At 74.1% G+C, this 20,794-nt stretch carries 16 protein-coding genes and 1 pseudogene; 13 read left to right on the top strand and 4 right to left on the bottom strand.

The window, feature by feature from the left end:
- Positions 1-158: 158 nt before the first annotated feature.
- The gene (locus QF032_RS11635) at positions 159-1,367 is read left to right on the top strand and encodes a bifunctional adenosylcobinamide kinase/adenosylcobinamide-phosphate guanylyltransferase (RefSeq protein WP_307042113.1); all 1,209 of its coding nucleotides are present in this window, start codon (positions 159-161) and stop codon (positions 1,365-1,367) included.
- A gap of 195 nt (positions 1,368-1,562) precedes the next feature.
- Here the strand turns inward: QF032_RS11635 and QF032_RS11640 are convergent, their stop codons facing one another.
- Positions 1,563-2,465: a class I SAM-dependent methyltransferase gene (locus tag QF032_RS11640; RefSeq protein ID WP_306953009.1), complete on the bottom strand. Its 903-nt coding sequence runs from the start codon at positions 2,463-2,465 to the stop codon at positions 1,563-1,565.
- Positions 2,466-2,613: 148 nt separating this feature from the next.
- On the opposite strand from QF032_RS11640, the gene cobT reads away from it, so the two are divergent.
- The 3 genes and pseudogenes from cobT to QF032_RS11655 all read left to right on the top strand — a co-directional run.
- Complete coding sequence (gene cobT / locus QF032_RS11645) at positions 2,614-3,807, top strand: nicotinate-nucleotide--dimethylbenzimidazole phosphoribosyltransferase (RefSeq protein WP_307042115.1); 1,194 nt, start codon at positions 2,614-2,616, stop codon at positions 3,805-3,807.
- A gap of 67 nt (positions 3,808-3,874) precedes the next feature.
- Positions 3,875-5,602: a phosphatidylglycerol lysyltransferase domain-containing protein gene (locus QF032_RS11650; protein ID WP_307042117.1), complete on the top strand. Its 1,728-nt coding sequence runs from the start codon at positions 3,875-3,877 to the stop codon at positions 5,600-5,602.
- Positions 5,599-6,273 (top strand): annotated as a pseudogene (locus tag QF032_RS11655) (hypothetical protein); the annotation flags it as partial. The gene QF032_RS11650 and the pseudogene QF032_RS11655, both read left to right, overlap by 4 nt.
- Positions 6,274-6,470: 197 nt before the next feature.
- Here QF032_RS11655 and QF032_RS11660 read toward each other — a convergent pair.
- The gene (locus QF032_RS11660) at positions 6,471-7,235 is read right to left on the bottom strand and encodes a hypothetical protein (protein ID WP_306953003.1); all 765 of its coding nucleotides are present in this window, start codon (positions 7,233-7,235) and stop codon (positions 6,471-6,473) included.
- 160 nt (positions 7,236-7,395) lie between these two features.
- Here QF032_RS11660 and QF032_RS11665 point away from each other — a divergent pair, with 160 nt between their 5' ends.
- The 9 genes from QF032_RS11665 to QF032_RS11705 all read left to right on the top strand — a co-directional run bounded on the left by QF032_RS11665 (position 7,396) and on the right by QF032_RS11705 (position 19,423).
- Positions 7,396-8,193, top strand: coding sequence for an adenosylcobinamide-GDP ribazoletransferase (locus QF032_RS11665; protein ID WP_307042119.1), 798 nt, complete (start codon positions 7,396-7,398; stop codon positions 8,191-8,193).
- A gap of 308 nt (positions 8,194-8,501) precedes the next feature.
- Positions 8,502-10,037 carry a leucyl aminopeptidase gene (locus tag QF032_RS11670; protein ID WP_307042122.1) on the top strand — a complete coding sequence of 512 codons (1,536 nt, stop codon included), beginning with the start codon at positions 8,502-8,504 and terminating at the stop codon, positions 10,035-10,037.
- Between the two features lie 313 nt (positions 10,038-10,350).
- Positions 10,351-11,739, top strand: coding sequence for a dihydrolipoyl dehydrogenase (gene lpdA / locus QF032_RS11675; RefSeq protein WP_306952995.1), 1,389 nt, complete (start codon positions 10,351-10,353; stop codon positions 11,737-11,739).
- A gap of 66 nt (positions 11,740-11,805) precedes the next feature.
- Positions 11,806-13,587: a 2-oxoglutarate dehydrogenase, E2 component, dihydrolipoamide succinyltransferase gene (sucB, locus tag QF032_RS11680; RefSeq protein ID WP_307055949.1), complete on the top strand. Its 1,782-nt coding sequence runs from the start codon at positions 11,806-11,808 to the stop codon at positions 13,585-13,587.
- A 92-nt stretch (positions 13,588-13,679) separates the two neighbouring features.
- Complete coding sequence (locus tag QF032_RS11685; RefSeq protein ID WP_307055950.1) at positions 13,680-13,853, top strand: hypothetical protein; 174 nt, start codon at positions 13,680-13,682, stop codon at positions 13,851-13,853.
- 168 nt (positions 13,854-14,021) lie between these two features.
- Positions 14,022-14,645, top strand: a complete 624-nt coding sequence (locus tag QF032_RS11690; protein ID WP_107444379.1) for a GntR family transcriptional regulator — start codon at positions 14,022-14,024, stop codon at positions 14,643-14,645.
- A gap of 382 nt (positions 14,646-15,027) precedes the next feature.
- Entirely contained in the window at positions 15,028-17,733 is a 2,706-nt protein-coding gene (aceE, locus tag QF032_RS11695) for a pyruvate dehydrogenase (acetyl-transferring), homodimeric type (protein ID WP_307042127.1), read from the top strand.
- 107 nt (positions 17,734-17,840) lie between these two features.
- Positions 17,841-18,824 (top strand): helix-turn-helix transcriptional regulator, encoded by a 984-nt coding sequence (locus tag QF032_RS11700; RefSeq protein ID WP_307055951.1) that lies wholly within the window; start codon positions 17,841-17,843, stop codon positions 18,822-18,824.
- Positions 18,825-18,901: 77 nt separating this feature from the next.
- Complete coding sequence (locus tag QF032_RS11705) at positions 18,902-19,423, top strand: DUF4240 domain-containing protein (protein WP_306956138.1); 522 nt, start codon at positions 18,902-18,904, stop codon at positions 19,421-19,423.
- A gap of 67 nt (positions 19,424-19,490) precedes the next feature.
- On the opposite strand, the gene QF032_RS11710 is transcribed toward QF032_RS11705, so the two are convergent.
- The gene (locus tag QF032_RS11710; RefSeq protein ID WP_307055952.1) at positions 19,491-19,727 is read right to left on the bottom strand and encodes a hypothetical protein; all 237 of its coding nucleotides are present in this window, start codon (positions 19,725-19,727) and stop codon (positions 19,491-19,493) included.
- 75 nt (positions 19,728-19,802) lie between these two features.
- Positions 19,803-20,654: a peptidoglycan recognition protein family protein gene (locus tag QF032_RS11715; protein ID WP_373430323.1), complete on the bottom strand. Its 852-nt coding sequence runs from the start codon at positions 20,652-20,654 to the stop codon at positions 19,803-19,805.
- Positions 20,655-20,794: the final 140 nt, after the last annotated feature.

Raw genomic sequence — 20,794 nt, forward strand, 5'->3', positions numbered from 1 at the left:
GTGACCACGTGCAGAGCGGAAGCCGGATCCAGGTCCGGCTTCCGCTCTGAGCCTAGGGCCTGTCCGGCGGCCCGTGCCGGATACGCGGGATCCCGTACGCTCCAGGCCGGCGCGGGCCGGATGCGCGGGACCAGGTCGGACGCGCGAAAATCAGCTCCGTGGAAGTCACTCTGCTCGGTACCGGCGCCCCCGCGGGACTGCCCCGCCCCGACTGCTCCTGCGCCGTGTGCGCGACCTCGCTCGGCGCGCACGCGCGGGCGGCGACCGCGTTGCTGGTGGACGGGGCCCTGCTGCTCGACCTCACGCCGGGCGCGGCCTTCGCGGCCGCGCGGGCGGGGCACTCGCTGTCCGGGGTGGGCCAGGTGCTGCTCACGCATCCGCACGACGGTCCGCCGGTGGAGGTGCCGGCCGGCCTGCCGCAGCCCGGCCGGGTGCCGGACGGGCGGGAGTTGGCGCCGCTGACGGGGCATCGGGTGCGGGCGGTGGCGATGGACGCGCCGGGCACCGGGTACGCGGTGACCGGGCCCGACGGGCAGCGCCTGCTGTATCTGCCGCCCCGGGGCGCGCCGGCCGGCCTGGAGGAGGGGTCGGAGCACGCCGGGCGCTACGACATGGTCCTCCTGGACGTGGTGGGGCGGCCCGACGCGCTGGCGAAGCTGCGGGCGGTCGGCGCGGTGGGGCCGACCACGGACGTGCTCGCCGTCCACCTGGATCACGACGTGCCGCCCGGCGCGGAGCTCGGCCGGCGGCTCGCGGCGGCCGGAGCGCGGGCGGTGCCGGACGGGGCGACGCTGACGGTGGGGGTGTACGAGGACGTGCCCGACGTGCCGCGGCGGACGCTGGTGCTGGGCGGGGCCCGGTCGGGCAAGTCGGTGGAGGCCGAACGGCGGCTGGAGTCCTTCCCGGACGTGCTGTACGTGGCCACCGGCGGGACGCGCGGCGGCGACACCGAGTGGGCGTCCCGGGTGTCCGCGCACCGGGAGCGGCGGCCGGGCTCCTGGCGGACGACGGAGACCTGCGACCTCGTCCCGCTGCTGTCGCAGGACGGGGCGCCGCTGCTGATCGACTGTCTGTCGCTGTGGCTGACGGACGTGATGGACGCGGTCGGCGCGTGGGACGACGCGGTGTGGGCGGACGGCGGCGAGAAGGCGTTGCGGGCGCGGGTGCGGGAGCTGGCGGACGCCGTGCGCGCGGCCCGGCGGACCGTCGTCCTGGTCTCCAACGAGGTCGGTTCGGGCATCGTGCCGGCGACCGCGTCGGGACGGCGTTACCGCGACGAGCTGGGGCGGCTGAACGCGGCGGTGGCGGCGGAGTGCGAGCAGGTCGTGCTGGTGGTGGCGGGCCAGGCGCTGGTGCTGCGCGGCTGAACCGCCGCCCCGGGCCCGTCCGGCTCAACGCCCGCGCACACCCGCCACCCACCGCCCGCCGAGCGACGGACCGGGCGCAGGCGGCCCGCCGCCGAGCCGCCGTCCCGGCCCGGCACGTTTCGCCGTCCGGGTGGGGTGCCATTGGTCGGTGGTCGTGTCGGCGGGCCAGGGGTGTGCGGTTCGCCGGCGGCCCGGTCAGGGTTTGCGGGCGACGAGCCGGTAGGCGTTCGAGAAGCGGGTGCGGCGCAGGGCCGGGGCAAGGAGGTGGTCGAGGGCGGCGGCCAGGGCGACCAGCGGGCCGGCCGCCCCGCGCAGCCGGGTCCGGCGCAGGCAGAGCGAGGCCGCGGCCGCCAGGTCCCCCGGCGCGTGCGGGCTTGTGCGGTCCGCCACGACGATCTGGCAGCCCCGGGCCTCGAGTTCGGCCCGCAGGTTGGCCTGCGGGATCAGGTGGAGGTGGCGGGGCTGGTCGTGGGCGGCCCACCATTTGCCGAGGACCGCGGCGAAGGCGCTGGCCGGGTCCGGGAGTTCGAGGAGCAGATGGCCGCCGGGGCGCAGGGCGGTGAGCGCCGCGTCGAGCTCCTGCCTCGGGTCCCGGGTGTGCTCCAGGTGGTGGAGCATGCTGACGACGTCGTAGCGGCCGCGCAGCGGGGACAGCGTCTCGGGGTTCGTCAGCCGTCCCATGTGGGCCTCGTCGAGCCGTCCGGCCGCGTGCGCCCACCGCACCGCGGGGGCCGGGTCCACCCCGTCGAACGCCGTGTAGGCGAACAGTTCCCGCGCCGCCTGCGGGAAGGCCGCGTCGCCCGTCCCGACGTCCAGCCAGCTCTCCGGCTCGGGGAAGGGCAGCATGGTGCGGGCCGTCGCGCGCAGGCGTCCGCGGGTGACCCGCCGGTGGTCCTCCCGCGCGGCGTAGAGCTCCAGGCCCTCGGCGGTCAGGCGCGGGTTCTGGAAGGCGTGCCGGCAGTCCCGGCACTCGTCGACCACGAACGTGCCCGGCCTGGGGTGGCGCAGGTCCGGTGCGCGCAGCCGGGTGCGCAGGTTCTCCGAGCCGCACCAGGGGCAGTCGTCGCGGCGCGGCTCGTGGACGGGCCTGGCGGGCATGAGCGGCTCCGGGAGGGCGGGACGAACCAAGGACAATATGCGGCAAAACGGAACGTATGGGATAGCGGCCACCGGTGCAATGACGTCGTGCGGGCGTGGTGGCGACGGGGAACGGAACCGTTCGACCGGTGCCGGTACTGTTCGGCGAATGAGCTCGCTTAATCTCGACGACTTCACCGATCTGATCGAGCGTCCCGACGGCGGTGTGCGCCGCGACGCGGAGGCCCGCCGGGAACGTCAGATCGTGCCGCCCGGATCGCTGGGGCGCCTGGACGACCTGGGTGAGTGGCTGGCGGCGGCGCAGGGCTCGTCGCCCGTGCGACCGATCGTGCGGCCGCGGGTGGTGCTGTTCGCGGGCGACCACGGAGTGGCCGAGCTCGGCGTCTCCGCCCGGCCGGCGGGCAGCGCCGCGGAGTTGGTGCGGGCGGTCCTGGAGGGCGGCCGGCCGGTCTCCGTGCTCGCCCGCCGCCTCGACGTCCCCGTGCGGGTCGTGGACATGGCGCTGGACTGCGATCCGGACGCCTTCCCGGCGGACGTCGTACGGCACCGGGTGCGGCGCGGCAGCGGCCGCATCGACATCGAGGACGCGTTGACGGCGGAGGAGGCCGAGGCGGCCTTCGCGGCGGGCATGGCCGTCGCCGACGAGGAGGCCGACTCGGGGACGGACCTGGTCGTGCTGGGCGACGTCAGCGTCGGCGGGACGACGGCCGCGGGCGTGCTGGTGGCGGCGCTGTGCGGGACCGACGCGTCCGTGGTGACCGGGCGCGGCGGGGAGGCGATCGACGACCTGGCGTGGATGCGCAAGTGCGCCGCCGTCCGGGACGCGCTGCGACGGGCGCGGCCGGTGCTCGGCGACCAGTTGCAGCTGCTGGCGACGGTCGGCGGGGCCGACCTCGCCGCCATGACGGGCTTTCTGCTCCAGTGCGCGGTACGGAAGTTGCCGGTCGTCCTCGACGGGGTCGTGGCGGCGGCATGTGCGCTCGTCGGGCAGCGGGTCGCGTTCCGGGCGCCGGACTGGTGGCTGGCCGGGCACACCAGCGGCGAGCCGGGGCAGGCCAAGGCGCTCGACCGGATGGCCCTGGAACCGCTGCTCGACCAGGGCGTGAAGGTCGGCGAGGGCGCCGCCGCGCTGCTCGCCCTGCCGCTGGTGCGGGCCGCCGCGGCCCTGGCCGCGGAGCTTCCGGAGAAGCCCGAGGTCTTCGCGGAGGACCCGAAGGAGGACGCGCGGGGAGAGTCCGAAGCGGTCGCGGAGGCGGCCGGGACGGGGGACGCCCACCCGGCGACGGAACCGGCGACGGAACCGGCCGCGTCACCGGCGACAACGGTGGAAGAAGGTCACTGAACACCAAAGGGGACAGCCGTCACGAAAGGAGCGGTTTTCCACAAGTGCACCCATATGATCACCGCTCATGGGCAACACCCGGGGCGCCGCCGCCTTCGCCGTCTGGTACCTGCGCGTCGTCGCGTCCGTCAACTTCCTCAGCGCGGTGTGGGTCACCCTGGGGCAGGACGTACGGCGGCACAACCAGGCGGACTTCTTCACCCCGTACCTGCTGACGGCCGGGTTCGCGCCCGGCCTCTTCACCGCGTTCCTCGCCGTCACCATGAGCCGGCGCAAGCGGGCCGCGTGGATCCTGAACCTCGGTCTGAGCGGAGCGTTCCTCGGGTTGTTCGCCCTGGCGATGGCGTTCCCGGAGATCCGGAGCCACTCCCAGAACTGGGTCTCCCTCGCGCTGACCGCCGCGTTCGTCGTGGCGCTGCTGGCCGGGCGGCGCGCGTTCTACGCCAAGGGCGACCGGTCCAACCCGCGGCTCGCCGCGGCCGTCGGCGCGGGCGGGCTGCTGGGCGCCTCGCTGCTGGCCGCGCTGCTCGTGACGGTCACCAACCGGGCGTCGGAGCCCTCCACGTTCCTCGAACGCTGGCGCTACGGCGCCCTGCGGCTGGTCTCCGTCGCCGCGGACGGCCGGCGCCTCTCCGGGATCGCGCCGCCCACCTGGGTCGACGTCGCCGTCAACGTGCTGAGCACGGCGCTCCTGCTGGCCGTCCTGTACGCCGCCTTCCGCTCCCGGCGGGCCGTCGACCCGCTCACCGAGGACGACGAGAAGCGGCTGCGGGAACTGCTCGACCGGCACGGCGAACGGGACTCGCTCGGCTACTTCGCGCTGCGCCGGGAGAAGAGCGTGTGCTGGTCGCCGACCGGGAAGGCCGCCGTCGCCTACCGCGTCGTCGGCGGGGTGTCGCTGGCCTCCGGGGACCCGCTCGGTGACCCGGAGGCCTGGCCGGGGGCGATCGAGCCGTGGCTCGCCGAGGCGCGGGCGCACGGATGGATCCCGGCGGTGACGGGCGCGAGCGAGGAGGCCGGGACGGTGTACGCCCGGCACGGGCTGGACGCGCTGGAGCTCGGGGACGAGGCCGTCGTCGACGTCGCCGAGTTCACCCTCGAGGGACGCGCCATGCGGACGGTCCGGCAGGCGTGCAACCGGGTGCGCCGGGCCGGGTACACCGTGCGCGTACGACGCCATGAGGACATCCCGGCCGACGAGATGGCGTACCTGCTGCGGCGGGCCGACGACTGGCGCGACGGGGCCGCCGAGCGCGGGTTCAGCATGGCGCTCGGGCGGCTCGGCGACCCGCGCGACGGGCGTTGCGTGATGCTGGAGTGCACCGACGCCGACGGTGAACTGCGCGCCCTGCTCTCGTTCGTGCCGTGGGGGCCGCACGGCCTGTCGCTCGACCTGATGCGGCGCGACCGCCACGGCGACAACGGGCTGACCGAGTTCATGGTCATCGAGCTGCTGCGGCGCGCCCGGGAGAGCGGGATCGCGCAGGTCTCGCTGAACTTCGCGGTGTTCCGCTCGGTCTTCGAACGGGGCGCCCGTCTGGGCGCGGGGCCGGTGCTGCGCCTGTGGCGGTCGCTGCTGTGCTTCTTCTCCCGCTGGTGGCAGATCGAGTCCCTCTACCGCGCCAACGCCAAGTACCGGCCCGTGTGGGAGCCGCGTTTCCTGCTCTTCGAGAAGAGCGCGGACCTGCCGCGCATCGCCGTGGCGTCGGCGCGCGCCGAGGGCTTCCTGGAGGCGCCCGGACTGCCCGGCCTGCCGGGCCGCCCACGCCGGGGCCGCCTGGAGACCCGGCGGTGAAGCGGCTTGCCGGCTGGGCCCGCGCCGAGTGGGGGCCCCTGTACGTGGCCGTGCGCGGCCCGCTGGCGCGGCGGCGGTGGCGGGCGGTCCCGCTGACGCTGGCGGCGGTGTGCCTGACGTCCCTGGCGCAGATCGTGCAGAACCAGTCCTGGGGCTACGAGCCCGTGCAGGACGTCGGCGCGGTACGGGCCGAGGACCCGCTGTGGCTCGCCCTGTCGCGCACCCCGCTGTCGCTGTTCGTGCCCGCTCTCGACCTGCCGGTCTGGGGCGCGCTCGTGCAGATCCTGCTGGTGTTCGGGCTCGCGGAGCTCTGCCTCGGCCGGCCGCGCACCCTCCTCGTCGCCTACACCGCCACGCTCGCCGGCACCCTGTACGCCCGGGTGGGGCCGGCCCTCGGCCCCGACGGCCCGTTCGGCCTGCCCGCGTCCGACGCGCTGGTGGTGGACACCGGTCCGTCGGCGGCGGTGGTGGGCCTCGCGGTGTTCCTGGGCTGGCGCTTTCGCGCGTACGCGACGGCGGCCGCGGTGATCGTCGCGATGACGGTGGAGGTGCTGCTGAAGAACAACCTGGCCGGCCGGGAGCACCTGGCGGCGATCGCGGCCACGGCGGTCCTGTACGCGTGGCTGCGTCGGCGGGACCGGGCGGACGGGGCGGCGGGGCGGCGCCCGGGCGGCGGGCCGCGCCGCCGGGGGCTCCGGGCGTCCGGAAAGGCCACGGACCCGGAACCGGCCCCCGCCCGGCAGTCGCCGCCGGGCCCGCAGCCGCCGGGCCCGGAGCAGCCGGACGGCGGGCGCGGCAGCGCGGACCGGCGCCGGCACCCGCGCTCGCCGGACCGGCACCCTCACCCGCGCTCGCCGGACCGGTCCGCTCACTTCCGTTCGCCGGACTGAGCCAGCTCCGCGTCCGTCTTGCCGCCCAGCCAGTCCCCCACCAGCCGGCGGGGCCCCGCCCAGCGCCGGTCGTGCCGGTAGGCGCGCAGCATCGCCTTCGCGCGGGCCCGCGGCCGCCGCCGGTAGAACCGCCGGGCCCAGGGGGAGGCCGGCCGGGCCACCCGGACCAGGCCGATCAGCCCGACCAACGGGACGAACACGCTGAAGACGGCCGTCTTGACCTTGCCCTTGGTCAACACGGCCAGCGAGAAGAGGATGTTGGCGCCGACGGTCGCGAGGACGCTCCCCCGGTCCTGGAGCTCCTCCTCGCTCATCCCGTCGACGCCGAACGGCGAGAAGCCCACGAGCAGCAGTCCGCCCAGCGCCGCCGTGAGGACCACGGCCTCCACGCTCTTGCGGCCCGCCTCCGTCCAGTACACGTCGTCCAGATGCAGGATCAGCGCGAACTCGTCGAGGACCAGGCCCGTGCCGATGCCGAAGACCACCGCGAAGGCGCCCGCCCCGAAGCCGTGCCGGCCGCTCGCCACGGAGCCGAACCCGCCCGCGACGGTCAGCACGACGCCCGGGACGACGTGGTGGATGTGCACCCCGCCGGAGCTGACGTTCCCGAACGGGCCCTTGCCGGCCCGGATGAGGCGGGTGATGACCCGGGTGATCAGGAAGGTGGCGACGAACGCGGTCAGGGCGAGAAGCAGCGGGAGCTTGCCCGGTTCGACGATGTTGCGCTGCACCCAGTCGCCCATGCCCCCAGTCTCACGGGGAGCGGCGCGCCCTGCCTCGCGGGCGGGGCGTCCGGGCTAGGCCGTGTCCGGGCGGGGCCTGCCCGGCGGACGTCACCGGCAGACGTCCTTGGTGGACGTCCCCGGCATGATCCGCCGGACGGGCAGGCCATAGTCTGCGGCGATGCCCACCGTCCCGTCCCCCGCCTCGCCCCTCGACGGCCTGCGCTTCGCCTTCGGCACCCTCACCGTGTTGCCGGTGCGGGTGACCCGCTGGGACCGTCCGGCCGCTCGCGGCGGCATGCTGGGCGCGCCCCTGGTCGGGCTGGTCGTCGGCGGCTGCGCGGCGGGGCTCGGGCTGCTGCTGCTGAAGCTCGGCGCGAGCCCGCTGCTCGCCGCCGTCGCCTCGGCCGCCGTGCCCGCCGTCCTCACCCGGGGGCTGCACCTCGACGGGCTGGCCGACACCGCGGACGGTCTGGGCAGCGGCAAGCCCGCCGAGGACGCGCTGCGGATCATGAAGCAGTCGGACATCGGCCCGTTCGGGGTGCTCACCCTGGTCCTGGTGCTGCTCGCCCAGACTGCCGCGCTGGCCCAGGCGTACGGCGACTCCTGGGCGCGGGGTGCGGTCGCCGCCGTCACGTCGGCGGTCGCCGCCCGCCTGGCGCTCACCCTCGCCGCCCGCGCCGGGGTCCCGGCGGCCCGGCCGGAAGGGCTGGGCGCGGCGGTCGCCGGGGTGGTCCCGGTCGCGGGCGCGGTGGCCGTGGCGGCCGGCTGCGTCGTCGTCGCGGCCCTCGGCGGCGGACTGTCCGGCGTGGCCGACGGGGTACGCACGGCCGCCGCGGTCGCCGCGGCCCTCGCCGCCGCCGAACTCCTGCTGCGCCACTGCACGCGCCGCTTCGGCGGCGTCACCGGGGACGTGTTCGGCGGGCTGGCGGAGACGGCGGCGACGACCGCGCTGACGGTGCTGGCCCTGGGCGGGTAGGGCGCGTTCGTCGTACGGAGGCCGGCTGTGGCGGGTGGGGGAACCCGAGGGGTGTGCGCCGGTCACGGTAGTGCGAGGATCGTCCGGCGGAGACGACGCCACCGACAGGGGTGAAGACTCGCGTGCATGAGCGAACGCACAGGCACGCGTAGGCTCGTTCCGGGATTCGCCACGCCGGTTCGCCGCGCCGGTGGGACGCATCCCGGATACGACCGCACCCACGACCCGCGTCCAGGGTCGGCTGTCGGGCCCGGTCGACCCATGCTCCGGCCACAGCAACTCCACATCGGAAGCGAGATTTCACCACCGTGACTGCTCTCACTCTCAGCACCGCCGCGGCGCCCGGCCTGCGGGCCGACGCGATCGTGATCGGTGTCGCCAAGGGCGCAAAGGGCCCGATCGTTGCCCCAGGCGCCGAAGCCGTCGACACGGCGTTCGACGGCCGGCTCGCCGGCGTTCTGGAGACCCTCGGGGCTTCCGGCGCCGAGGGCGAGGTGACGAAGCTGCCCGCCCCGGCCGGCTTCAAGACGCCGCTCGTGCTCGCGGTGGGGCTCGGCTCCGAGCCCGAGAAGGACGCCGCCTACGACCCCGAGGCGCTGCGCAGGGCGGCCGGCGCCGCCGCCCGCGTCCTCGGCGGCTCCAAGAAGGCCGCGTTCTCGCTGCCCGTGACCGACGCCGGCGACGTCGGCGCGATCGGCGAGGGCGTGGTGCTCGGCGCCTACTCCTTCGAGGCGTACCGGCAGACCGCGCGCTCGACCAACGACGCCAAGGCCAGGAACGCCAAGGCGCCGCTCGCCGAGGCCGCCCTGCTCGGCGGGAAGCCGCGCGACGCCGCCCACAAGGCCGCGCTGCTGCGCGCCGCCACCGTCGGCGAGGAGCTCAACCGGGCCCGCGACCTGATCAACATGCCGCCGAACGACCTCGACCCGGAGGCGTTCGCCGGCATCGCGCAGGCCGCGGCCAAGGAGCACGGCATCAAGGTGCAGGTCCTCGACGAGAAGGCGCTCGTCAAGGGCGGCTACGGCGGCATCCTCGGCGTCGGCGCCGGCTCGGCGGCGGCCCCGCGCCTGGTCAAGCTGTCGTACACGTCCGCCAAGGCGACCAAGCACCTCGCGTTCGTCGGCAAGGGCATCACCTACGACTCGGGCGGCATCTCACTCAAGCCGGCCGGGCACAACGAGACGATGAAGTGCGACATGAGCGGGGCGGCGGCGGTCTTCGCCGCGGTCGTCGCCGCCGCGCGGCTCGGCCTCGAGGTGAACGTCACCGGCTGGCTGGCGCTCGCCGAGAACATGCCGTCCGGCTCCGCCACCCGCCCGGGTGACGTGCTGCGCATGTACAGCGGCAAGACCGTCGAGGTCCTCAACACCGACGCGGAGGGCCGGCTGGTCCTCGCGGACGCGCTGTGGGCGGCCTCCGCGGAGAAGCCGGACGCGATCGTCGACGTGGCGACCCTGACCGGCGCGATGATGCTGGCGCTCGGCAGCCGCACCTTCGGGATCATGGCGAACGACGACGCGTTCCGCTCCGCGGTGCACGAGGCCGCCGAGGAGGTCGGGGAGCCGGCGTGGCCGATGCCGCTGCCGGAACACCTGCGCAAGGGCATGGACTCCACCGTCGCGGACCTCGCGAACATGGGCGAGCGGATGGGCGGCGGCCTGGTGGCCGGTCTCTTCCTGCGCGAGTTCGTGGGCGAGGGGATCACCTGGGCGCACCTGGACATCGCCGGGCCGGCGTTCAACGAGGGCGGCCCGTTCGGCTACACGCCGAAGGGCGGCACCGGCACCGCCGTGCGGACGCTGGTGCGGCTGGCCGAACTGACCGCCGCCGGCGACCTCGGCTAGTCCGGGGCCGGCCCCCGCGGGAGGGGACTGTGCGCCTGATCACTCGGTTCCGTCCGTCGTACCGGCGGGCGCGGGTCGCATGTGGCCGGTCGCGCAGTTCCCCGCGCCCCTGAGCACCGCTCCTCACGTCTGCCACAAGTGAGCGTGGGGTGTCTCACACCCCGGCCCCGTGTCTCGTCGGGGTCCGACAAGTGCGAGGATGGGGCTCGGCAGGACAGGGCCCCCACCACAGGGCCGAGACTTCAGCGGCCGGACACCAGCCGCCGACCGGTCACTGGAGACCGGCGTGGCGCACATGCATGGAGGACGTGACGTGGCGAACGACGCCAGCACCGTTTTCGACCTAGTGATCCTCGGCGGTGGTAGTGGCGGTTACGCCGCGGCCCTGCGCGGGGCGCAGCTGGGCCTGGACGTCGCCCTGATCGAGAAGGACAAGGTCGGCGGTACCTGCCTGCACCGGGGGTGCATCCCCACCAAGGCCCTGCTGCACGCGGGCGAGATCGCCGACCAGGCCCGCGAGAGCGAGCAGTTCGGCGTCAAGGCCACCTTCGAGGGCATCGACGTCCCCGCCGTCCACAAGTACAAGGACGGCGTCATCTCCGGCCTCTACAAGGGCCTGCAGGGACTCATCGCCTCCCGCAAGGTGACGTACATCGAGGGTGAGGGCCGCCTGTCCTCCCCGACCTCCGTCGACGTGAACGGACAGCGCGTCCAGGGCCGCCACGTGCTGCTCGCGACCGGCTCCGTGCCGAAGTCGCTGCCGGGCCTGGAGATCGACGGCGACCGGATCATCTCCTCCGACCACGCCCTCGTCCTGGACCGCGTGCCGAAGTCCGCGATCATCCTGGGCGGCGGCGTCATCGGCGTCGAGTTCGCCTCGGCGTGGAAGTCCTTCGGCGCCGACGTGACGGTCATCGAGGGCCTCAAGCACCTGGTGCCGGTCGAGGACGAGAACTCCTCCAAGCTGCTCGAGCGCGCGTTCCGCAAGCGCGGCATCAAGTTCAACCTGGGCACCTTCTTCTCGAAGGCCGAGTACACCGCCGACGGCGTCAAGGTCATCCTGGCCGACGGCAAGGAGTTCGAGGCCGAGGTCCTGCTGGTCGCGGTGGGCCGCGGGCCCGTCTCCGCCGGTCTCGGCTACGAGGAGCAGGGCGTCGCGACGGACCGCGGCTACGTCCTGGTCGACGAGTACATGCGCACCAACGTCCCGACCATCTCCGCCGTCGGCGACCTGGTCCCGACGCTCCAGCTCGCGCACGTCGGCTTCGCCGAGGGCATGCTGGTCGCGGAGCGTCTGGCCGGCCAGAAGACCGTCCCGATCGACTACGACGGCGTCCCCCGGGTGACGTACTGCCACCCCGAGGTCGCCTCCGTGGGCATCACCGAGGCCAAGGCCAAGGAGATCTACGGCGCGGACAAGGTCGTCGCTCTGAAGTACAACCTCGCGGGCAACGGCAAGAGCAAGATCCTCAACACCTCGGGCGAGATCAAGCTCGTCCAGGTCAAGGACGGTGCCGTGGTCGGCGTCCACATGGTCGGCGACCGCATGGGCGAGCAGGTCGGCGAAGCCCAGCTGATCTACAACTGGGAGGCGCTGCCCGCCGAGGTCGCGCAGCTCGTCCACGCCCACCCGACGCAGAACGAGGCGCTCGGCGAGGCCCACCTGGCCCTGGCGGGCAAGCCGCTGCACTCGCACGACTGACCCTCGGTCGTACCACGTCGAAGCGACGACCCAGACTTCCGCAATCGTTAAGGAGCAACCGAAACCATGGCGGTTTCCGTAACCCTGCCGGCGCTCGGCGAGAGCGTCACCGAGGGCACTGTCACCCGCTGGCTGAAGGCCGAGGGTGAGCGCGTCGAGGCCGACGAGCCCCTGCTCGAGGTGTCGACCGACAAGGTCGACACCGAGATCCCCTCCCCCGCAGCCGGCATCCTGGCCTCCATCAAGGTCGCCGAGGACGAGACGGTCGAGGTCGGCGCCGAGCTGGCCGTCATCGACGACGGCACCGGCGCCCCCGCCGCTGCCCCGGCTCCGGCCGCCGAGGAGGTCGCGCCGCCGGCTCCCGAGCCGGCCCCGGCCGCCCAGCCGTCCACCGAGCAGGCGGCTCCCGCCCCGGCTCCCACCGCCGAGGCCGCTTCCGGCGCCGGCTCCGCCGAGGGCACGGACGTCGTCCTGCCCGCGCTCGGCGAGTCCGTCACCGAGGGCACCGTCACCCGCTGGCTGAAGTCGGTCGGCGACTCGGTCGAGGCCGACGAGCCGCTGCTCGAGGTCTCCACCGACAAGGTCGACACCGAGATCCCGGCGCCCACCTCCGGTGTGCTGCTCGAGATCACGGTCGCCGAGGACGAGACCGCCGAGGTCGGCGCCAAGCTCGCCGTCATCGGCGCCCCGGGTGCGGCTCCGGCCGCCGCTCCGGCTCCGGCCGCCCCGGCTCCGGCGCCCGCCGCCGAGGCCCCGGCCGCTCCCGCGGCCCCGGCGCCGGCCCCCGCTGCTCCGGTCGCCGCTGCTCCGGCCCCCGCGCCCGCTCCGGTCGCCGCCGCTCCGGCGCCCGCGCCGGCCGCTCCGGCCCCGGTCACCCCGGCTCCGGCCGCGGCTCCCGCGCAGGCCGCCGACGAGGGCGCGTACGTGACCCCGCTGGTGCGCAAGCTCGCCGCCGAGAACGGCGTCGACCTGGGCGCCGTCAAGGGCACCGGGGTGGGTGGCCGCATCCGCAAGCAGGACGTCATCGCCGCCGCCGAGGCCGCGAAGGCGGCCGCCGCTCCGGCTCCGGCCGCTGCCGCCCCGGCCGCGCCCGCCGCGAAGAAGGCCCCCGCCCTCGAGGCCTCCCCGCTGCGCGGCCAGACCGTGAAGATGCCCCGCATCCGCAAGGTCATCGGCGACAACATGGTCAAGGCGCTGCACGAGCAGGCGCAGCTGTCCTCGGTCGTCGAGGTCGACATCACCCGGCTGATGAAGCTCCGCGCGCAGGCGAAGGACTCCTTCGCGGCCCGCGAGGGCGTCAAGCTCTCCCCGATGCCGTTCTTCGTCAAGGCGGCGGCCCAGGCGCTGAAGGCCCACCCGGCCGTCAACGCCCGGATCAACGTGGACGAGGGCACGATCACCTACTTCGACACCGAGAGCATCGGTATCGCGGTGGACTCGGAGAAGGGCCTGATGACCCCGGTCATCAAGCACGCGGGCGACCTGAACATCGCCGGCATCGCCAAGGCCACGGCCGACCTGGCGGGCAAGGTCCGCGCGAACAAGATCACTCCGGACGAGCTGTCCGGCGCGACCTTCACCATCAGCAACACCGGCTCGCGCGGCGCGCTGTTCGACACGATCATCGTGCCGCCGAACCAGGTCGCGATCCTCGGCATCGGCGCGACGGTCAAGCGCCCGGCCGTCATCGAGACGGAGGAGGGCACGGTCATCGGCGTCCGCGACATGACGTACCTGACCCTGTCCTACGACCACCGTCTGGTCGACGGCGCCGACGCGGCCCGTTACCTGACCGCGGTCAAGGCGATCCTCGAGGCCGGCGAGTTCGAGGTCGAGCTCGGTCTCTGACCCCGTCGGTCCAGCAGCACAGTCGCCCCCGTCCGGTCTTCCGGGCGGGGGCGCCTTTGTCCCGGTTCCGGCGAACCCGCCCATGAAGCCATGTGTACCACTACATGGGCGTCCGCCTGACCTCGCCATCGAGGCGTCCCTCGGTCGCCGTCGACCTGCTCCGACTCAGTGCGGCCCGCTTCGGCACGGGTGCTCCGCACGGCGACGTCGGGCCCGAGCAGCCGGCCCTCGCCGACGGCGCGCTGCGCGCGGTACTCGACCCCTGAGCAGGGAGGGGGCCGGCCTGCGGACCGGCCCCGGTCACGCTCGTGTAAGTCTCGTCTCACCTGCGTAAAAGCATCACCGCGTGCCCTTCTGGAAAGCGCTCACGGCCGTATTGTCTAAACGTCAAACGCCCCCGGGGGCCCGTGCGGCCTCTCCTCAAAGGAGCTCTCATGACCGCGCCCGTCGTCCACTCGCTGCGCGAACAGATCCGCGAGCACATCGTGGAGGGGATCGTCAGCGGGCGCTGGCAGCCGGGCGAGCGGATCGTGGAGCGGCGGATCGCCACCGAGCTGGAGGTCAGCCAGACGCCGGTGCGGGAGGCGCTGCGCGAGCTGGAGTCGCTGCGGCTGATCGAGTCCGCGCCGAACAAGGGCGTACGGGTGCGCAACCTGACGGCGGCCGACCTGGAGGAGAGCTACCCGGTCCGGGCCGGCCTGGAGGCGATCGCCGCGGAGCTGGCGGCCCAGAAGCTGGCCGAGGACTGCTCGGCGCTCGAACCGCACGTCGCCGCCCTCTACGAGGCCGACCGCGCGTCCGACGGCACCGGCCAGGTGCGGCACACCGTCGGCTTCCACCGGGAACTGGTGCGGGCCGCCGGGAACTCGGTGCTGCTGCACACCTGGGAGGGGCTCGGCATCGAGGTGTTCACGGCGCTGTCCATCCGCTGGCTGGGGACCGTGCAGCAGTCGTACGCGGAGGAGCACGAGGAGCTGGTGCAGGCGTTCCGGCGGCGGGACCCGCGGATCGCGGAGCTGGTGAAGGCGCACGTCCTCGGGTGCGCTCCGCGCGCGTAGGGCCGGACCTACGGCTCGGGCAGGGCGGCCACACGGCGCGGGGCAGGGCCGGGCGGGACCCGCGCGAGGCAGGGTGTCAGCTGCGTCCAGTGGAGCGTGCACGCGCTCATACGTGGGCTCCGACCTGCGAAAACCCCCGAAATGTGCGGCACGGGGTGCCTGACCGAAAGGCACCGGGTGCCTACTTTCTCGTGATCAAGAGGTTTTCTTCCTCAACCCTTTGATCGATCATCGATCAGCGGGTTATTGTCGCCGACGGGCCGCGCGCGGAGCCGCACAACGACACCGCACCCGAGCTCCACGCCCTGTCCTGCCAAAGACCTAGGGCACTCCTGAACCCTTGCCGATGAGGGAACCCCCTTCGACTGAGGAAGGCGGCGACATGACCGACCCCCAGGCCATCCAGCCCAGCGCGCTCGACCAGCTCCCCGACCGGGACCCGGAGGAGACCGCCGAATGGCAGGCCTCGCTGGACGCGGTCACCAAGGCGGCCGGACCGCACCGCGCCGCGTACCTGATGCGCCGTACGCTGGAGCGCGCCGAGGGCAACGGCCTCGCGCTGCCCAAGCTGCTCGAGACGGACTACGTCAACACCATCCCCACCGCCGCCGAGCCGTCCGCGCCCGGTGACCCGGAGATGGAGCGCCGGATCACCGCGTGGAACCGCTGGAACGCGGCGGCCATGGTGACCCGCGGCAGCAAGCACGGCGTCGGCGGCCACATCGCCACCTTCGCCTCCGCCGCCTGGCTCTACGAGACCGGCTTCAACCACTTCTTCCAGGGCAAGGAGGCCGACGGCTCGGGCGACCAGCTCTACATCCAGGGCCACGCCTCCCCCGGCATCTACGCCCGCGCCTTCCTCGACGGCCGGCTTACCGAGCAGCACCTCGACAACTTCCGGCAGGAGTCCGGCGGCGAGGGCCTCCCGTCGTACCCGCACCCCCGCCGGCTGCCCTGGCTGTGGGAGTTCCCGACGGTGTCGATGGGCCTCGGCCCGCTCTCCGCCATCTACCAGGCGCGCTTCAACCGCTATCTCACCAACCGCGGCATCAAGGACGTCTCCGCGTCCCACGTGTGGGCGTTCCTCGGCGACGGCGAGATGGACGAGCCCGAGTCGACGGCGGCACTCTCACTCGCCTCCCGCGAGGGCCTCGACAACCTGACCTTCGTCATCAACTGCAACCTGCAGCGACTCGACGGTCCGGTCCGCGCGAACTTCAAGATCGTGCAGGAGCTGGAGGCCCAGTTCCGCGGTGCCGGCTGGAACGTGATCAAGTCGCTGTGGGGCTCCGCCTGGGACGAGCTGTTCCAGCTGGACACCACCGGCGCGCTGGTCCGCCGGCTGCGCGAGGTACCGGACGCGCAGGTGCAGACGTACCAGACGCGCGGCGCCGCCTACATCCGCGAGGACTTCTTCGGCAAGGACCCGGCGCTCGCCGAGATGGCCAGGCTGCTGAGCGACGACAAGATCCTCGAGTGCTTCCACCTCTCCCGCGGCGGTCACGAGGCGCGCAAGGTGTACGCCGCCTACAAGGCAGCCGTCGAGTTCAAGGGCGCGCCGACGGTCATCCTCGCCCAGACGGTCAAGGGCCACACGCTCGGCGAGGGCTTCGCGTCGAAGAACGCCAACCACCAGATGAAGAAGCTCTCGGTGGACGAGTTCAAGACGATGCGCGACCTGCTGGAGCTGCCCATCGCGGACGCTCGGTTCGTCGACGGGGTCGTCCCCTACGGGCACCCGGGCGCCGACTCCCCCGAGGTCCGCTACCTCCAGGAGCGCCGCGCGGCCCTCGGCGGCCCGGCCCCGGCCCGCCGCACGCACGCCCTCGCCCCGCTGCCGGCCCCCGCCGACAAGGCGTTCGCCTCCTTCGACAAGGGCTCCGGCTCGCAGAACGTGGCGACCACCATGGCCTTCGTCCGGCTGATCAAGGACCTGGTCCGCGACAAGGAGACCGGGAAGCGCTGGGTGCCGATCGTCCCCGACGAGGCGCGCACCTTCGGCATGGAGAGCCTCTTCCCGTCGCTCGGGATCTACTCCCCCAAGGGCCAGACGTACGAGCCGGTCGACCGCGACCAGCTGATGTACTACAAGGAGGCCGAGAACGGCCAGATCCTCAACGAGGGGATCACCGAGGCCGGTTCGATGGCCGACTTCATCGCCGCGTCCACCGCGTACTCCACGCACGGTGAGGCGATGATCCCGTTCTACATCTTCTACTCGATGTTCGGCTGGCAGCGCACGGCCGACCAGATGTGGCAGCTCGGCGACCAGCTCGGCCGCGGCTTCCTCGTCGGCGCGACGGCGGGCCGCACGACGCTGACCGGCGAGGGCCTCCAGCACGCCGACGGCCACTCCCCGGTCATCGCCGCGACCAACCCGGCCGCCCTCAGCTACGACCCGGCCTTCGCGTACGAGATCGCGGCGATCGTCAAGGACGGTCTGCGCCGGATGTACGGCGAGGCGGCCCCGGGCGAGGACCAGAACGTCTTCTACTACCTGACGGTCTACAACGAGCCGATGCCGCAGCCGGCCAAACCGTCGGCGCCCGGTGTCGACGAGGGCATCCTCAAGGGCCTGTACCGCTTCAACACGGCGGAGTCGGCCGGCGTGCAGGTCTCGGCGGCCAACGCGCCGCGCATCCAGCTGCTGGCCTCGGGCACCGCGATCCACTGGGCCCTGAAGGCGCAGAAGCTGCTCGCCGAGGAGTGGGGCGTGGCCGCCGACGTGTGGTCGGCGACCTCCTGGACCGAGCTGCGCCGCGACGCGCTGGAGGCCGACGCGGCCCTGCTGCGCGGCGAGGAGCGCCAGCCGTACGTCCGTCGGGCGCTCCAGGGCGCCGAGGGCCCGGTCCTCGCGGTCTCCGACTACATGCGCCAGGTCCCGGACCAGATCGCGCAGTGGGTCGAGCAGGACTGGTCCTCGCTGGGCGCGGACGGCTTCGGTCTCTCCGACACCCGTGAGGCGGCCCGCCGCCACTTCGGCGTGGACGCCGAGTCGATCGTCGTCGCGGCGCTCGCGCAGCTCGCCCGGCGCGGTGAGGTCAAGGCGGCCTCGGTGAAGGAGGCGCGCGAGCGCTACGGCCTGTAGGTCCACGGCCTGTAGGACTACGGCCGGTAGGTCACGGTTCGACGAAGGGGGGTGCGGCTCCGGCCGTGCCCCCCTTCGCCGTCGGCGCATCCCGGCATCATGTCCCCATGCGTGCTGCCCGCCTCATCAAAATGGTGCTCCTGCTGCAGTCCCGGCCGACCATGACCGCGTCCGAGCTGGCGCGGGAGCTGGAGGTGTCGGAGCGGACCGTCACCCGGGACGCGCAGGCGCTCTCCGAGGCGGGCGTGCCGGTGTACGCGGAGCGGGGGCGCGCCGGGGGCTACCGGCTGGTCGGCGGGTACCGGACGCGGCTGACGGGGCTGGGGCGCGGCGAGGCCGAGGCGCTGTTCCTGAGCGGGGTGCCGGGGGCGCTGCGGGACATGGGGCTGGAAGACGTGGCGTCGGCCGCCCGGCTGAAGGTGTCGGCGGCTCTGCTGCCTTCTCTGCGGGACGCCCCGCGCGCGGCGGCGCAGCGGTTCCATCTGGACGCCCCGGCCTGGTTCCGGGAGCCGGAGGCGCCCGCGGTGCTGCCGGTGGTCGCGGAGGCGGTGTGGGACGACCGGTGCGTGCGGGCCCGCTACCGGCGCGGGGAGGGCGAGGTGGAGCGGGAGCTGGAGCCGTACGGGCTCGTGCTGAAGGCGGGGGTCTGGTATCTGTGCGCCCGGGTGCGGGAGGGCGGCTCGTTCCGGACGTACCGCCTCGACCGGTTCCTGGCGGCGGAGCCCTTGCAGGATCGTTTCCTCCGGGACGAGGAGTTCGATCTGCCGGGTTTCTGGGCCGCGCAGGCCGAGTGGTTCGCGCGGTCGCTCCTGCGGGCCGAGGTCGTCGTCCGGCTGTCGGAGGCCGGGGTGGGCCGGCTGTCGTACGCCGTCGACCCGGTGGCGGCGCGGGACGCGCTGGCCGGCGCCGGGGAACCGGACGGGCGGGGCTGGAGGACGGTCTCCCTGCGGGTCGAGTCGCTGGAGGTGGCGCACACCCAGCTGACGGCGCTGGGACCGGAGGCGGAGGTGCTCGCCCCGGCGGCGCTGCGGGAGTGGTTCGCCGCGGACGCGCTGCGGCTGGCGGCGCGATACGCGTCCCAGGAGGGCTGACGCGGCGCGGGAACCCGGCGGGAATCCCGCGCACTCCGGGTGCGTCCCGCATCTCCAGGCACGATGCTGGACGCGTGATGGACGAGACGGAGTTCTGGGAGCTGGTGGACGCCTCCCGCGAGGCGGCCGAGGGCGATCCCGAGGAGCAGGCCGACCAGCTCGTGGAGCGGCTGCTCCGGTTGGACCCGGAGTCCGTGCTCGACTTCGCCCGGCACTTCGAGTCACGCTACAACCGCGCCTACAGCTGGGACCTGTGGGGCGCCGCCTGGCTGCTGCTGGACGGGGCGAGCGACGACGCCTTCGACTTCTTCCGGTGCTGGCTGATCGGTCAGGGCCGCGAGGTCTTCGAGGGCGCCCTGCACGGCGACCCGGACTCGCTCGCCGACCTGCTGGACGACTTCGACGAGGAACTCGACGGCGACGGCGAGGAACTCGGCTACGCGGCCGACGAGGCCTACGAGCAGCTCACCGGGACGGTCGCCCCGGACCTGGGCATTCCACCGGCCGCCGCCGAGCCCGAGGGCACGCCCGTCGACTTCGAGAACGAGGGGGCGCTGGCCGAGCGGTACCCCCGGCTGTGGCAGCGCTTCAAGGAATGAGCGCCGGCGGGCGGCTCCGGCCCGACAGCCGCCCGCACGCCGCAGGACTGCGGCCCGACGGCCGTCCTCACGCCGCAGGCCTGCGGCGGGTGGTGTCGGTGGGGAGGTACGCCTGCGACTGGTCGACCCGCACCGCGTGGTGCATCGGCGCCCGGTTGGCCTGTTCCAGGGCGGACGCGGTGGCCGCCGCCGGGCCCAGAACGACCGCTGTGACGGCGCACAGCACGGTCCAGGGGCTGCGGGCGGCCCTGGCCAGGACGCCCTGCTCCGTGGTCTGCGCGGCCCCGGTACGGCTGCTGTTCATGATCCCCACCTCCGGTCGGTTCTTCGTGTCGTGCACGACCGTAGAGCGCGGGCATGGGAGGACCCTGAACGCCGCCTAAGGCGTTCCTGTGAGAGCGTGCGCGGCCGTCCTGCCCTGGAGGCGGGCGGCCGTCTCGCGGATCTCCGGGAGGCGGGCGGCGAGGGCGGCGCCGGGACAGCTCGTCATGAAGCCGTCCCGGTGGCCGGCCAGGGCGGGCAGGGTGGCGGTGGTCCCGGCCGCGTACCGGCTGTGGCTGTTGCTGGAGGTGAGCCGCACGTGCGCCCGCGGGTCGACGCCGGACAGGCCGAGTTTCCAGGCGGCCAGGGCGGCGATCGCGTCGACCATGGCCTGCGGCACCGGCACGCCGGCGGTGAACGTGCCCAGCGCGGCGATGCCCACCGTGCGGTGGTTGAAGCCCTGGGTGTGCGCGCCGGTGACGGCACGGTCGACGCCGCCCGCCCGCCCCTCGTAGACGGTGCCGCAGCGGTCGACGAGGAAGTTGTAGCCGATGTCGTCCCAGCCCCGGGCGGCGGTCTGGCCGGTGTACAGGGAACGGATGATGCGGGGCGCGTCGGCGCAGTCGTAGCCGTTGGGCGAGTCGGTGTGGTGGACGAAGACGGCGACGGCCTTGTCGTCGTAGCGCGGCGGCGGCTGCGCGTGCCGGGCGAGGGCGTCCAGCCAGGCGGCCCGCGGCACGACGGGCGGCCGGGCCGCCCGGTGCCCGGCCGCGGGGCGGGCCGCGGCGGGACGGGGCGTCCGGCCGGCGGAGGAGGCGTCGTCGACGCCGCCCGCGCACGCCCCCAGGGCGGCGACGGCGGCGAGCCCGGGCAGACAGCCCAGGAGCACGAGGAGCGGGCCCGGTATCCGCGTGCGGCGCGGACGGCGCGTTCCCCGCGGACCGTGCGGCGCCGGTCGGAGGGCACACATGACCCCACTGTCCGACGAATCCGCTCCGTCCGCGATGTGGGGTGTGCCACCCGGTGGAACCATCATCCCGGTCCGTGACGTTTTCCGGGGTACCGGCGCGTGACCGGCCGGGGCCGCACGCGCGTGTGACGGCCGTGACG

Source organism: Streptomyces achromogenes (assembly GCF_030816715.1).
GTDB lineage: Bacteria > Actinomycetota > Actinomycetes > Streptomycetales > Streptomycetaceae > Streptomyces > Streptomyces achromogenes_A.